Below are 13,937 nucleotides of genomic sequence, written 5' to 3'. Positions count from 1 at the left end.
TGAAACCCAACTCGACTGTGCTGATTTTATTCTGCAAAGCACAGAGAGTTGGGGCTTTTAACGGAACACTTCAAACCGGTATTTGAAGTGGATTGCTGTACCAAGTTTTACAGCACACCTTTCTTGTAAGCCTCATATCGAGAACTGACGCGTTTCAAATAGTCTTTGGTCTCATCGTGAGGCAGGTTTCTTAGCAAATGGTTATACACCTGGAATGGCGTCATGCTGTTAATCTTAGGTGCAGCCTTAGTCACGGAGGTTTTTCCTGTAAAGGCTCGTGCAACATTACCAGCACCTGTGTTGTACGCTGCGATGATGCAATACAAGCGCGATTCAGGGTTTTCAATTTTACTTAAATAACGGCTGTTAAGAATATGCAGATAGGCTGCGCCGACGTTAATGTTCTTATCCGGGGTATACAAGTAGCTGGAGGTGAGCATCCGTGAATTGCCATAAATCAGAGCGGAGGCATCCTGACCTGCTGATCTAGGCACAATTTGCATTAACCCATAAGCCGGTATGTGTGAACGTGCCATTGGGTTGAAACTGCTTTCCGTATGAATTACTGCCAGAATCAACGCATCATCAATCTTCCACTTGGTGGACGAATTGGTGACCGGTTGTTTGAAGCGTTCCGCCTTGGAAGAAATAGCCACTTTAGGCATGGGAACGGTCACTACGATTCTATGCTTGTTGGAAGGAGATTTTTTAACCGGGGGCGCGGATTTGTTTACCGGTTTCGGCGCGGGTTTAATGTCGACTTTGGCCGTTTGTACCAGCTGTTCAATTTGTTTTTTGCCGCCCGTCGATGAAACCGGTTGATCTGTAATCGTAATGACAGGTTTTAAATCGGGTTTGAATTCCGGGGGAAGCGTAGGGGCAATGACCTTAGTTGCAATGATTTCGTCGACCTTTTGCGAAATTGGATCATTTCGGTTGGCCTGATCTACCGAGGTATCTGCTATCTTGGTCAGTTCTTCCGTGATTCGGGTTTTGATTTGATCTTCAGGAAGGTCGTCTTCAACCACTAAGGTGATACGAATTTCATCATTTTTAAAGTCGACTTCGTTTCGGGTGGTTAAGTCGTCGGAATGAGTTACCCAATTAGTCTTATCGCTGATGACCACGTCATCACCCCAAACGGCGGCCAGCTCTTTCTTGTATTCGTTGAATGCGTCCCGATAAGCTTTTACATAAGCTTTGAATTCGTCTTCCTGGGTTTGTTGGTATTGAGCCGCTTCACCGAGATGTTGTTGCTTAAATTGTTCAAACTCATCGGTGGCATAGCTCATATTTGCACTAATCGCTAAACCCAATATGGCCGCCGGGGCAATGGATTTTAATAAGACACTCACCATAGTCTTCTTCCTTTTCTGTGCTCTACCTATATTCACTGTTACTGAGGGTAGAGGCTCGGTCCTTGCGCATTCACTGTTTTCGCTTCAAAAAACTGTTTGAGCTGTTGTCTCAATTGCTCTCTATCACTGTCTGTAAACGAAGCGTTGGTCTGAGAAGAACCATAGTGTGTTGCCCGGAATCTATCAATCAGAGATTGGGTTTCATCTGGAAGAGATTCAATCGTCAAGTGATGGTCCTGCAACGCTTTTTGTATGATGCGGAAACACACCACAAAGTCATCCGGCAGTGATTCATCCCAATCTGTAGGACGATTGGTTTCTGCCGGTTCATCAGGAAGGTCAGGGGTTTTCTGATAAAGCCTAAGAATGACACCTGTTTGTACTATGACAATGCCACACACCAGACCAAAGATGAGTAAAAACCACCCTGGGATAGCATCTTCTTTCACCACTTGAGGTTCGTTTTGAACCGCAGATTGTGCGGCTTTGTTGGCACTGGATGCAGGGGGTTGAGCCAAGTTACCAGGATTTTGTGGCGCGGCAGGCATGGCTGGTGATGGTTGAGTCTGATTGATCCCCGAGCCTTTGATCGTGATGGTTCTGGATGGCAGGGTTGCGATCTCTGTTTTACCTGTTGTGGTGTTAAACCACGGGATTTGAATTTCCGGCAGTATCAGGCGTCCAGGTTTTTTAGAAATCAGGGCGATATTGTCCATACGCACACCCGTCATGCCATCCTGAGTCAATTGATTATTCAACTCCGGGCTGTCGGCGTAAACGTTTATCAGATCAGAATCCAGTTCTGGCATATTAGGGATGACTGCTGCTTCTTGACCATACACAGAAACGACCAGGTTTCTGTTTAGCGAATCACCCAATTCCAGTTCAATGTTATCAGCCAGATCATCTGAAATCTGAAGATCCCTCGCAGGAATCCAGTTAGCTGAAGGATAGTTTTTTGGAATGTCCTTAACATTAACAGTGATTTCATCTGAACGGGCTTCTAATCGTTTGCCATAGCGTGAAGCACGGCTTGGCATTTGACCTTCAAAAATGAATTCCGGAAGCTTGAAAGAGCCGGGAGTGTCAGAGTACAGCACATAATTTAGTTCAGTGACATGGTAAGTAACGTTATTGCGCTTACTTTGGTAGGTCTTGTTCTCACCAATTTTTTCAATGGTCAGCCCCATCTGTTGTAGTTCTTTTACGCCCAACAGCTCAAGATTGTAGAGTTCCACAGATTGAAACAGCTTTATCTTGAGGAGCATCTGCGCTTGAACCCAGGTGTCGGGTGTGTCCAGCGTCACTTCAATGTCAATGGGCGCTGGCATGTTCGGATCGCCCGCATTCCCTTGGCCTGCTTTGGTGACATTCAGTTGGATCGGCTTGCTTGATTCTCCTTCAATGGTAATAGGGGGGATCGTCAGAAGCCCGGAACGCTTAGGCTCCAACGTGACCGTTAATGTAGTTTTAGCCGCGAAATTGCCATTGATGTACTGCATATTAGTACTGCGACGGTTGTCGAGCACCCGAAAATCTTTATCCAGAGGTGATAAATCAATACTCAGGTTAAATGCACTAAAAGAACCTGACAGTTCAAGTTGCAGTGTTTCGTTATCTGGCAATGTGGTTCGATCCACACGGGCATCCAATGCCATGACCAGCGAACTGAACATAGATAAAAGAAGGGATGTGATTATCGCTATCGTTTTCTGCATGTTGTTACCAAGTATCCCGATATTAAAAGGTTTAGTGCACCTTAATAATTTCATTTTTATTCTTACTACCAAACCTGAGCTTCGTTTTCAGGTTTATTCCTTTGGTAGTGCTGGATTCTGAATTTGTTTTCTAACAGGACCGAAGGGTCTGATTGAACTTTACGAAGTATCTGCTGATATTTCTGTTCTTCAATGTCTTCTTGTGACGGTTCCATGCTTGATTGCACAGCGGAGCCTTGCTGATAATCTGTCACATCATTCTGGTCATAAGGCTCGGAGTTCGTTGCCTGCGCTCCTTGTGCTTTCTGCCCATCTGTCGGGCCATCTTGCATTTGCGCTTCGTTTGCCTGAGCTTTCTGCGCTGCACTTTGAGCTTGCTCTTCGTCTAGACCTGCATCAGAAGAACTAGAGGACGATTGTTGATTCGAGGCGTCCTGGTTTTTGTTCGATCCCTGAGACTGTTGGCTGTTCTCAGTATCACTGTTTGGATCCTGATTGCTGTTGCTTGAATCGCCATTAGCGCCTTGTTGTTCATCCTTGTTTTGGCCTGACTGTCCCTCATTGGACTGGCTATCATTCGATTGCCCTTCATTCGATTGATCTTGGCCTGACTGCTGATCGGAGTTCTGACCGTCGGAACTCTGTTGGTCGGAACTCTGTTGGTCGGATTGATCGCTGTTGTCTTGTTGTCCGTCCTGACCTTCTTGCCCATCCTTACTCTGTTGATTTTGCTGCTGTTCCTGTTGCTTTTTCAGCGCTTCAATAGCGGCTTTATCTTTTTTGGCTCGGTCTAGTACAGTTTGATTGTGTTCTTGCTTGGCGGCATCAATTGCTGCTTGATAGCTTTGAATCGACTCATCCAGCTTGCCTTGTTCTGCCTGAACGTTGGCAAGATTGTATTTAGCGGTCGCGGACGGTTGGCCCCGATAGGACTCTTCCGCTAATTGCCACTGTTTGTTTTTGGCGTAGGCATCGGCTTTTTTCAGCGGATCTGAAAACAGTTTTGCGGCGGTGGCGTAGTCTTTTTGATCGTAGGCTTTCTGGGCTTGTTGTGATTGATTCAGCCAAAGGTCATCCCACAAGGAACTTTGATAACTTGGGCTTTCTGCCTGACTTGTTACTGCAAAGCCATCCGTTGGATTGATCAGAATAAAGCCAACAGCTAATAACCAGCCTTTTCGGAAGGACATAAGCATCAGGAAGAGGGCTGGAATCAATAACAGATAGCCATAGTCTTTAATGGCAGCCATTTGTTGCAGCGCTTCGGGTGTTTCACTTTGGTTTGGCTCAAAAGAAAGGGCCGGAGTGATGTCGCTATCATCCACATTGAGGGTTGAGAAGATTCCGCCGGTTTTCTTTGCCAATGCTTTTGGTTGCTCGTCTATGAACTTGGTGATCACAATGTTTTGTTGATTGTCTTTCAAGAGTTTGCCATCGGGAAGCGGGATCGGTGCGCCTGCTTCGGTCCCCACGCCAATCACGAAAGTAGGGTAGTTTGATATCGCGAGTGTCTTATCCAACTGTTGGTCGGAGATCTCATCGGTCAGCAGCAGAATACGTGCATTACTGGATGGATACGCATCAAGCAGCTTATTGGCTTCTTCTACAGCGCGAGATAAACGGCTGCCCTTGGATGGAATCATCCACGGGGATAGGGTTTTAGCCAAATGCTTAATGGTGTCTGCGTCTTCGGTTAATGGCACGACTACGTGGGCATCACCGGAGTAGACAATCAATGCTGTATAGCCGGTTTTACGCTTATCCAGTAAATCCTGAAGCTTAAACTTCATTCGCTGAAGTCGGGACGGCTGCATGTCCTGAGCCATCATCGACAAGGACAGATCCATAATAACGACCAGAGTATCGTCAGTTTTCAACGTTTTAACTTGTTGGGATTCAAACGAAGGCCCTGCTAAAGCAACAATGCATAGAGTCAGGAGTACGCCCACCAAACCGGAAAAGAGGTAGGATTTTCCTGAGCCGCTTTGCTTATCGGTAAGCTGACTGAGCAATTCAGGGGCAATATGCTTGCTCCACAACTGCGCGCTTCTTACTTGGTTCAAAAAATAGTAAATCGCAACCACTACCGGTATTAGTGCCAGAAACCATAACGGGCGTGCAAAATGAAATGAGTCAAAAAAAGCGTCCATTACATCTGCCCCTCTTTTTGATCAATCTGATTGGTAGCGGAGCGTGTTGAGCTTCGAAATGGACCAATCCATGTCGTGAGCTGGTCAAAGTGTTTCAAGCTAAACGCCGCGAAATATAGAAGAAAACATAGGCTCAACGGCCAATAGAACCACTCTTTCACTGGATGAATGAATTGCTCATCCTGATCAATTGGTTCTAAGGCATTAATCTTTTGGTAGATGCTTTCGAGCTGTTCAGGGTTTTTCGCGCGGAAATACAAGCCAGCGGTTTGTTCCGCGATGGATTTCAATGTTTTTTCATCAAGATCTTTTGATGGATTTACCGTGTTATTGAGTAATCCGAAGAGACTGCTTCGCGTCATACTGTCAGCGCCAATCCCGATGGTATAGATCTTAATGCCATGCTTGGCCGCAATCTCGGCGGCCGGTAAGGGCTGAATTTCGCCAGCGGTATTCGCACCGTCGGTAAGAAGAATCATGATGCGGGCATCTTCTGGTTGTTTACGCAGCACTTCAGTGGACTTAATAATGGCATCACCAATAGCGGTGTTCGGGCCTGCCATTTCTACCTGTGCTTCCATCAGAAGCGTGCTCACTGATTCAAGATCACGGGTGATCGGTGTATGGATAAAGGCGGCATCACCAAACACTACTAAGCCAACCCGATCTCCCTGACGTTCTTTCAGGAAGTCTCGCACCACCAGTTTTACGGTGTTTAAACGGTTGAGACGTTTGTTTTGATAGACCATATCTTCCATATCCATACTGCCGGATAGGTCCACGGCGAGCAGCAGGTCGTGGCCTTTCGCAGGAAGGGGAATAGGTTCGCCAATCCACTGAGGACGCGCCAAGGCAACAATAAAAAATAACCAGCTGATCATGACCAGAGCCATGATCCACTTGGAATCGACGCGCTGGGATGCGTTAGAGGAAACTCTACCTTGTGTTAATTCCCATTGGCTGGCACCCGGCATATAAATAGGGGATTGCTGCTGTTCTTCGGTGGACGTTTGAAAGCGCAAAATAAGCCAGGGTAATGGCAGTAAAAGGAATACAAGTGGCCATGCGAATATCATTGGCAGACCTCCTTGCACCACTGTTCACACAGTTCTTTCAGATGCTCCAGATCCGGCTCGTTAGGCAGTGATTTCTGATACAGGCCAACACCAAACACTTGGCCTGCACCTTGGGTAAAGTGGTTGCATTGACCGCTTTGGTCGAGGAACTGGAGCCAGGCTTTTCCAGACAAGGCTGCTACTTGGGCTGCTCCGTATTTTTGAATGGAAATGGCTTTCAGGGCTCGGTTGAGCTGTCGGATGAATTCGGCCTTTTCATCGGATGATGCGCTGGAATCGGGTGCTGACAGTGATTCAAGGGCATTGTTTAAGAATCTGTATTCCGCACGTTTCTGAAGGTATTGGCGGGTTTTTATCACGATAACAATACAAACGATGATCAAAAGGGCTGTGATAATCCACCAACCGATGGCCGGCGGCCAAACCAAAGGGCCGTTGTCTATGGTGGGTGATTCGATCACTTCACCAATTAACTGAGTTAAATCCTGTGCGCCAGTTGGGCTGGCGGATTGCAATCCGTTCATCTTTGTTCAACCTCCTGATGACGCTTAGTGAGGCGATGTTTAGATGCTCGCGTGTTAAATAAATCGATCGGATTGTCTGTGGTGTTGACTGAAATAAGCGGAATGTTCCAGTTATTCAGATAGCTCACCACTTGCTGATAATGGTTCTGGTAGTGATTCACAATGGTTTGCTGTTGTTGCTTGGATAAGAGAACCGACATCACTTGTCCGCCAAGACTGATACGAGTTTGGCCGGTGCACGGTGGTTCGATTTCCAGCGGGTCGTTGATTGCAAATAAGGTTATTTCGGTATGGGCAGAAAGCTGTGCCAGCGCTTTTAATGCATTTGGTGTGTAGGCATAGATATCTGAGAGCACATACAGGCGCGTTCCAGGCGTTACCATGTACTTCAATTGATGAAGTTTTTTAGCCAAAGCAGAATAGTTTGCTGAACAGTGGTTGTTCAGACGATGATTCATTTCCACAGATTTTTCTAAAAACTGCAGCAGACGGGAGCGGTTACGTGACAGTTTGAACAGTTCTGAATGACTGTTTTCACCAAGGATTTCCCCACCGAAACGGTCACCTTGTTTAAGGCTGCTCCAGGCAATGAGTGCTGCTATGTTGGTCGCCTGAACGCTTTTAAAACGCACCTGACTGCCAAAGAACATGTAAGGGCTTTGATCACACAACACAAAAACCGGTTGCTCTCGCTCTTCTGCAAATACCTTGGTGTGGGTTTTTCCTGTACGAGCAGTAACACGCCAATCGATGCTTCGAATGTCATCACCCGGTTGGTAATGACGGGATTCGATGAACTCCATGCCCCGACCACGCTGGTTGGAATGGTGTGTTCCAGAATTCCTACTTAACGCATAAGTCGCCTTGGCAAGATTGATTTTGCTACCTGCCGCCGCCAATTGCAGCAAGGTTTGCTTGTCGGCATAAGCCCCCATGCAGGAAATATCATCCACCACACCATGAGATCTGGCGTTGTCAGAAGGGCGGTCGGTTGCAGATTTTCGCTTGTTAAACAGAGTCTCTAACATACTAAAAATCGCATTAAGCTACGGGTACAACGTCAAGAAGCCTATCAATTACCATGTCAGTAACTATGTGTTCTGCCTGAGCACCGTAGGTAAGCAGCAGACGATGACGGAAAACATCATGTAACACGCTCATTACGTTATCCGGAGCAACAAAGTCCTGGCCATTCAACCATGCATGGGCTCTGGAAACCTGATCCAGTGCGATGGTTGCTCGCGGGCTCACACCGAATTCAATCCAGTGAGCCAGATCCGAATCGTATTTGTCCGGCGTTCTGGTTGCCATCGTTAAATGGACGATGTAATCCTCAACCGCATCCGACATGTGCAATTCGGCAATTTCTTTGCGAGCAGTGAAGATGGCTTGTTTGGTCAGCATGGTCTCTGGTTTAGGGAAGTCTGCCGTTTGCTCGCCACGCACCAATCTCAAGATTTGTTTCTCATGCTCGGCATTCGGGTAATCCACATTACAGTGAAGTAAGAAACGGTCAAGCTGAGCTTCTGGCAGCGGGTAAGTGCCTTCTTGCTCGATCGGGTTTTGAGTCGCCATCACCATGAATAGGTCATCAAGCGGGTAAGTTTTGCTGCCCACACTCACTTGTTTCTCGGCCATCGCTTCCAGAAGCGCCGCCTGTACCTTGGCTGGGGCACGGTTAATTTCATCGGCCAGTACCAGGTTATGGAAGATAGGGCCTTTCTGGAACTCAAAGGTCGAGGTTTGGGAACGATAGATCTCTGTCCCCGTAATATCTGACGGGAGAAGATCCGGCGTGAACTGTATTCGCTGGAAATCTCCTTCCAGTAAATCCGATAACGTTTTGATGGCTTTGGTTTTTGCCAGCCCCGGTGCACCTTCTACCAGTAAATGACCACCACAGATAAGACAAATCAGCAAACGATTAACTAATTGTTCCTGACCTAGAATTTGGTTACTTAAATAACTTTGAGCGTCTTTGAAATTAGCTTGTGACATAGATGAATCTTTATACTTTTTATCAACGAATGATCGACTGAATAATTATTTCCGTTTACTCAATCCTAAAAGGTTCTAATTTATACCCCTAATTTAAGGACTGTGACCAAGATTACAACCGTTTAGTTCATAACAATTTTCTTTTAAATCAGGGTATTTGGTCTAACCTTTAGAAATTGGTTGAACGTTGATCAATGGGCTTAGACATTGGCCTGTTTCAATTGCTGTAACTTTAATAACGTTTTATTGGAGCAAGATTCGTGGAAAGAACATTGGATAAGTTTGCTGAGATTGTTCAGGAACGACTTCAAGGGAAAAAAGGTCAGGATGTAGAGGCGTTTGGCAAGCACCTGATCAGCTGTGCCCCCAGGGAGGACATTGAGGCACTGAAGCCATCTGATTTGTATGGTTTGGTGCTGGATACCTGGCAGTTTATTCAGGACTTTGAAGATGATCTCTTCAAGATTCGGGTCTTTAATCCGGATTATGAACAGAATGCCTGGCAGTCAACGCACACTATTATTCAGGTGTTAGGTCAGAATATGCCGTTCATGATTGATTCCATGCGTATGGAGTTGAATCGTCGACACATCACCATTCATTCAATTCATTACAGCCTGATTGCCACTAAACGAGACAATAAAAATTTACTGACGTCCTGGAATCGACCTGAAAACGACAAGATCGATAAAGAAGTCATTATTCATCTGGAAATCGATCGCCATACCGCTAAAAAACAATTAGACGAACTTCAAAACGCGCTCGCCCAGATTCTTAAAGATGTAGAAACCTGTGTGCACGACTATAAGTCCATGCAGGAAAAAGTCTTGGCGATTTCTGAAGAGATTAATAAGCCGGTGAAAGGGCTGGCTAAAAAAGATCAGAAAGAAGCGTGCGAATTCCTTTCATGGTTGGATAACAATCACTTTACATACCTTGGCTATGATGAATTCAGCTTCGACGAGAAGAGCAATAGTCTGAAGCGTCAACGTGGTAATCAGTTTGGTTTGTTAAAGCACTATCGCCGGGACGAAGCCGAAATTGAATTCTGTTTAGGTAAGGACCTTAAGGAAGTCTATGGTAGCCCAGTACTGCAATTCCTAAAGTCCGGTGTTCGTTCACATATCCATCGCCCAGCGTATCCTGATTACCTCATCGTTAAACGATTTGATGAAGAGGGTAATTTGACAGGCTTGGCTCGTATCCTGGGGGTTTATACCTCTGAAGTATATACGGCGGACCCGTCTTCTATTCCTATTGTGCGGAATAAAGTCGACAGCATCTGCGATCGGTTTGTTGAACATGGCAATATGCAAGAACGTAATATGTTGTTGCGTATTCTGGCTGTGTACCCTCGTGATGAGCTGTTTCAATCCAGTGTAAAAGAGCTGGGTGAGATCGCAGTAGGCGTGCTTCAAATTCGCGAGCGTCGCAAAATCCGTTTATTCGTTCGGCAAGGGCGCTTCGGAATGTTTGCGAACTGCTTGTTGTACATGCCGAGAGATTTGTACTCAACTGAGTTACGTGAACGCATTCAGAATATTTTGGTGGAAGAACACAACGCTACGGACATCGAATTTACCACCTATTTCTCTGAGTCCATCTTGGCTCGTACTCACTTCATTGTTCGTCTGGATTCAACCAACCGCGCTAAGCCGAATCATCAAGAACTAGAACAAAAAGTGATTCGTGCGTGTTCAGATTGGGAAGACGATCTGGAACATGCTCTGGTAGATCAGTTTGGTGAAGAGAAGGGCAGTGCGCTGTCTCTTCGCTTTGGTGAAGCCTTCCGTGCCGGTTATAAATCCGATTTCCAACCGCGTACCGCTGTGGCGGACATCGAACACATTCACGAGTTGGATGAAGGCAAGCCTTTGGCGCTGAGCTTCTATCGATCACCAGAAGACGAAGATCATCAGTTACGTTTGCGTTTGTTTAAACGCAACAGCCCGTTACCATTGTCTGATGTGATGCCAGTTCTCGAACAAATGGGACTTCATGTGCTGGGCGAGCATCCATACAAGATTCATCCAAAAGATGAAGATATTGTTTGGCTACATGATTTCCGTATGCGGACTAAAGAAGATTACGAACTGGATGTCCCGTTAGTTCGTGAGAACTTTGAAGAAACTATCTTCCGAGTGTGGGAAGGTGAGCTGGCCAGTGATACCTTCAACGAGTTGGTATTAAAAGCCGGGTTGAATACCTTCCAGGTGAATATGCTTCGGGCTTACGCTTCGTATATGAAGCAAATTCGTTTTGGTTTCTCACAAACCTACATTAGCTCTACGTTAGCCAATCATCAGTGTTTGGTTCAAAAACTGGTTGAGCTGTTTGAGGCCAAGTTTAATCCTGAATTAGCGGATCAAGAAAAAGCAGAGTGCCTACGTGAAGAAATTCTGAAGGAGTTGGAAGACGTATCAAACCTGAACGAAGATCGCATCTTGCGTCGCTATATCGAATTGATCTCTGCGACCTTGCGGACCAATGCTTATGTTCAGGATGAAGAAGGGCGTACGCGTCCGTATTTATCCTTCAAATTCTCACCGGCCCTGATTCCTGACATGCCACTTCCTAGGCCATTGTTTGAAATCTTTGTGTATTCGCCTCGTGTGGAAGGGGTTCACTTACGCGGTGGTCGTGTAGCACGTGGTGGCCTGCGATGGTCGGATCGTCTGGAAGATTATCGAACCGAAGTGCTTGGTCTGGTTAAAGCTCAGCAGGTTAAGAACTCAGTGATTGTTCCGGCAGGTGCGAAAGGTGGCTTCATCGCTAAGCGCCTAACGCCTTCCATGAGTCGTGAAGAATTCCAAAATGAAGGCGTTGCGTGTTATCAGCAGTTCATTAGTGGCCTGTTGGATGTGACGGACAATCTGGTGGAGGGGAACGTTGTTCCACCTAAAGATGTAATCCGTTTGGATGAAGACGACACCTATCTGGTTGTGGCAGCGGACAAAGGCACTGCGACCTTCTCTGATATTGCCAATGCCATTGCCATTAAATACGGCTTCTGGCTGGGCGATGCCTTTGCTTCGGGCGGCTCCGACGGGTACGACCATAAGAAAATGGGCATTACTGCCCGTGGCGCTTGGGTCTCTGTTCAGCGACATTTCCGTGAGCGTGGCATCGATGTTCAAACAGACAACATTACCGTGGTCGGTATCGGTGACATGGGCGGGGACGTGTTTGGTAACGGCATGTTGCGTTCAAAAGCCATTAAGTTGGTGGCAGCATTTAACCACATGCACATCTTCATTGATCCGCATCCAGACCCGGAAAAGAGTTTTGTAGAACGTGAACGTATGTTCTATATGCCTCGTTCAACCTGGGAAGACTTCGATTCCAACCTGATCTCTCAAGGTGGCGGTGTTTATTCCCGTTCGGCTAAGTGGATCAAGATCACACCTGAAATGAAGGAAGTGTTCGGCATCACTGCAGATCGTTTGGCGCCAAACGATATGATCCAGCATCTGTTAAAAGCAGAAGTGGATTTGCTCTGGAACGGAGGTATCGGCACCTATGTGAAATCCTCTGAAGAGACCAATTCGCAGGTGGGTGATCGTGCTAATGATTCCTTACGAATCAATGGTAAGGATTTAAGAGCAAAAGTGATTGGGGAAGGGGGCAACCTCGGCTTTACCCAGCGTGGCCGTATTGAATACGCATTGAATGGCGGTGCCTGTTACACCGATGCCATTGATAATGCCGGTGGTGTGGATTGTTCTGACCACGAGGTAAATATCAAAATTCTATTGCAACACCTCATGGAGAAGGGCGAGCTTACACTTAAACAGCGTAACGACATGCTGGTCGATATGACGGCCGAAGTGGCGGATCTGGTATTAAAAAATAACTACCGTCAGGCCACCTCAATATCGAATGCATCGCAACGCAACTTTGCCAAGATCAATGAATACATGCGTTTTATTTCGCACCTGGAAGACTCTGGGCGTTTGAACAGAGACCTTGAGTTCTTACCAAACAATGAAGTGTTGGATGAGCGGCGTAGACAAGAGATTGGTCTCACTCGTCCTGAGCTGTCAGTACTGATTTCTTACGCCAAGAATGAATTGAAAGATACCTTGTCTGATGCAGAAGGTTTGGATGATCCGTATGTGCTGAAAGAAGCACTGCGTGAGTTCCCTGTACGCCTTCGACATAAGTATTTTGAAGAAATCATGTCGTTACGCTTGAACCGCGAAATCGTTGCAACCCAGCTTGCGAACGAAATTGTGAATCTGATGGGCGATCTGTTTGTTCATCGTATGCGTAACTCCACAGGCTTACCGGATGGGCAAATCGCCAAAGCCTTTATTGTTGCTCGTGATGTATTCCGTCTAAGAGAATGGTGGCTGGCCATTGATAAGTTGGATCATCAGGTGAACAGCAAAATGCAGTTTGTCTGTCATGAACGCTTGATGCGCTTGATTCGACGAGCCACTCGCTGGTTCCTTCGCAACACCAATCTTGAGCAGCCATTGGAGCAAATCGTTGATACTTACCGTCCGGTAATGGACTCGCTCTTTGATCATCTCGACGATCATCTCAGCGATACCGTACGCGATGAGTGGATGACGCAGAAACAAGAGTTTATCGACTCGGGTGTCCCAGAAGATTTAGCTCGGTTTGTGACTGGCACGCCATCGCTTTACGGAGCTCTGACAATTTGTGATGCAGCACGTGATACCAATACCGATGTCGATACCACGGCAGGGCTCTTCTTCAAATTGCGTGAAAAACTGGGGCTTCATTGGTTCATTCAGCAGGTTAATGGTTTGGAAGTGACGAACCATTGGCAAGGGCTTGCCAGAGAAGCATTGATGGATGACATGGACTGGCAGCAAAAAGCCTTGTTGATTCATATTATGAATTGCCAGGTGGCCGAAGGGCCGGAAAGCGATGTGAAAATGTGTCTCGTTAATTGGTTCGATGAAAGCAGCCCTATGGTTCAACGCTGGTTAACCTTGCTGAATGAAGTAAGAAACACCGAAAATCCTGAACTGGCAATGTTCACTGTTGCCATGAGGGAGTTAAGTAATCTGGCTCATGTGTAGGGTCTGGGTAAAAACGTTGGTATGACCAACGTTTTTACACTTCAGATATTAATTTTTTG

8 protein-coding genes are annotated in these 13,937 nt (G+C 46.4%); 1 reads left to right on the top strand and 7 read right to left on the bottom strand.

Annotated features, from left to right (window positions below; all coding sequences use genetic code 11):
• Positions 1 to 107 precede the first annotated feature (107 nt).
• From QQL66_RS06140 to QQL66_RS06110, 7 genes are all read right to left on the bottom strand, one after another.
• Positions 108 to 1,358 (bottom strand): murein transglycosylase domain-containing protein, encoded by a 1,251-nt coding sequence (locus QQL66_RS06140; RefSeq protein ID WP_284380004.1) that lies wholly within the window; start codon positions 1,356 to 1,358, stop codon positions 108 to 110.
• A 38-nt stretch (positions 1,359 to 1,396) separates the two neighbouring features.
• Positions 1,397 to 3,076 (bottom strand): BatD family protein, encoded by a 1,680-nt coding sequence (locus QQL66_RS06135; RefSeq protein ID WP_284380001.1) that lies wholly within the window; start codon positions 3,074 to 3,076, stop codon positions 1,397 to 1,399.
• Between the two features lie 65 nt (positions 3,077 to 3,141).
• Entirely contained in the window at positions 3,142 to 5,226 is a 2,085-nt protein-coding gene (locus tag QQL66_RS06130) for a VWA domain-containing protein (RefSeq protein WP_284379999.1), read from the bottom strand.
• On the bottom strand, positions 5,226 to 6,302 hold the full coding sequence (locus QQL66_RS06125) for a VWA domain-containing protein (RefSeq protein ID WP_284379997.1): 1,077 nt from the start codon (positions 6,300 to 6,302) through the stop codon (positions 5,226 to 5,228). Before QQL66_RS06125 ends, QQL66_RS06130 begins: the two co-directional genes overlap by 1 nt.
• Positions 6,299 to 6,826, bottom strand: coding sequence for a DUF4381 domain-containing protein (locus tag QQL66_RS06120; protein WP_284379995.1), 528 nt, complete (start codon positions 6,824 to 6,826; stop codon positions 6,299 to 6,301). Before QQL66_RS06120 ends, QQL66_RS06125 begins: the two co-directional genes overlap by 4 nt.
• A complete protein-coding gene (locus QQL66_RS06115; RefSeq protein ID WP_284379993.1) occupies positions 6,823 to 7,854 on the bottom strand; it encodes a DUF58 domain-containing protein in 1,032 nt (343 codons plus the stop codon). Before QQL66_RS06115 ends, QQL66_RS06120 begins: the two co-directional genes overlap by 4 nt.
• A gap of 13 nt (positions 7,855 to 7,867) precedes the next feature.
• The gene (locus QQL66_RS06110; protein WP_284379991.1) at positions 7,868 to 8,824 is read right to left on the bottom strand and encodes an AAA family ATPase; all 957 of its coding nucleotides are present in this window, start codon (positions 8,822 to 8,824) and stop codon (positions 7,868 to 7,870) included.
• A gap of 260 nt (positions 8,825 to 9,084) precedes the next feature.
• On the opposite strand from QQL66_RS06110, the gene QQL66_RS06105 reads away from it, so the two are divergent.
• On the top strand, positions 9,085 to 13,878 hold the full coding sequence (locus tag QQL66_RS06105; RefSeq protein WP_284379988.1) for an NAD-glutamate dehydrogenase: 4,794 nt from the start codon (positions 9,085 to 9,087) through the stop codon (positions 13,876 to 13,878).
• Positions 13,879 to 13,937 lie beyond the last annotated feature (59 nt).

The sequence above is a fragment of the Litoribrevibacter albus genome (assembly GCF_030159995.1).
GTDB lineage: Bacteria > Pseudomonadota > Gammaproteobacteria > Pseudomonadales > Litoribrevibacteraceae > Litoribrevibacter > Litoribrevibacter albus.
Note: the sequence above shows the minus strand (reverse complement) of the source record. Positions and strands in the feature narration are given on the sequence as shown.

Bases quoted from the DNA above. Each gene is read 5' to 3' on its own strand.
- QQL66_RS06140 (WP_284380004.1), bottom strand. From the start codon at position 1,358: ATGGTGAGTGTCTTATTAAAATCCATTGCCCCGGCGGCCATATTGGGT.
- QQL66_RS06135 (WP_284380001.1), bottom strand. From the start codon at position 3,076: ATGCAGAAAACGATAGCGATAATCACATCCCTTCTTTTATCTATGTTC.
- QQL66_RS06130 (WP_284379999.1), bottom strand. From the start codon at position 5,226: ATGGACGCTTTTTTTGACTCATTTCATTTTGCACGCCCGTTATGGTTT.
- QQL66_RS06125 (WP_284379997.1), bottom strand. From the start codon at position 6,302: ATGATATTCGCATGGCCACTTGTATTCCTTTTACTGCCATTACCCTGG.
- QQL66_RS06120 (WP_284379995.1), bottom strand. From the start codon at position 6,826: ATGAACGGATTGCAATCCGCCAGCCCAACTGGCGCACAGGATTTAACT.
- QQL66_RS06115 (WP_284379993.1), bottom strand. From the start codon at position 7,854: ATGTTAGAGACTCTGTTTAACAAGCGAAAATCTGCAACCGACCGCCCT.
- QQL66_RS06110 (WP_284379991.1), bottom strand. From the start codon at position 8,824: ATGTCACAAGCTAATTTCAAAGACGCTCAAAGTTATTTAAGTAACCAA.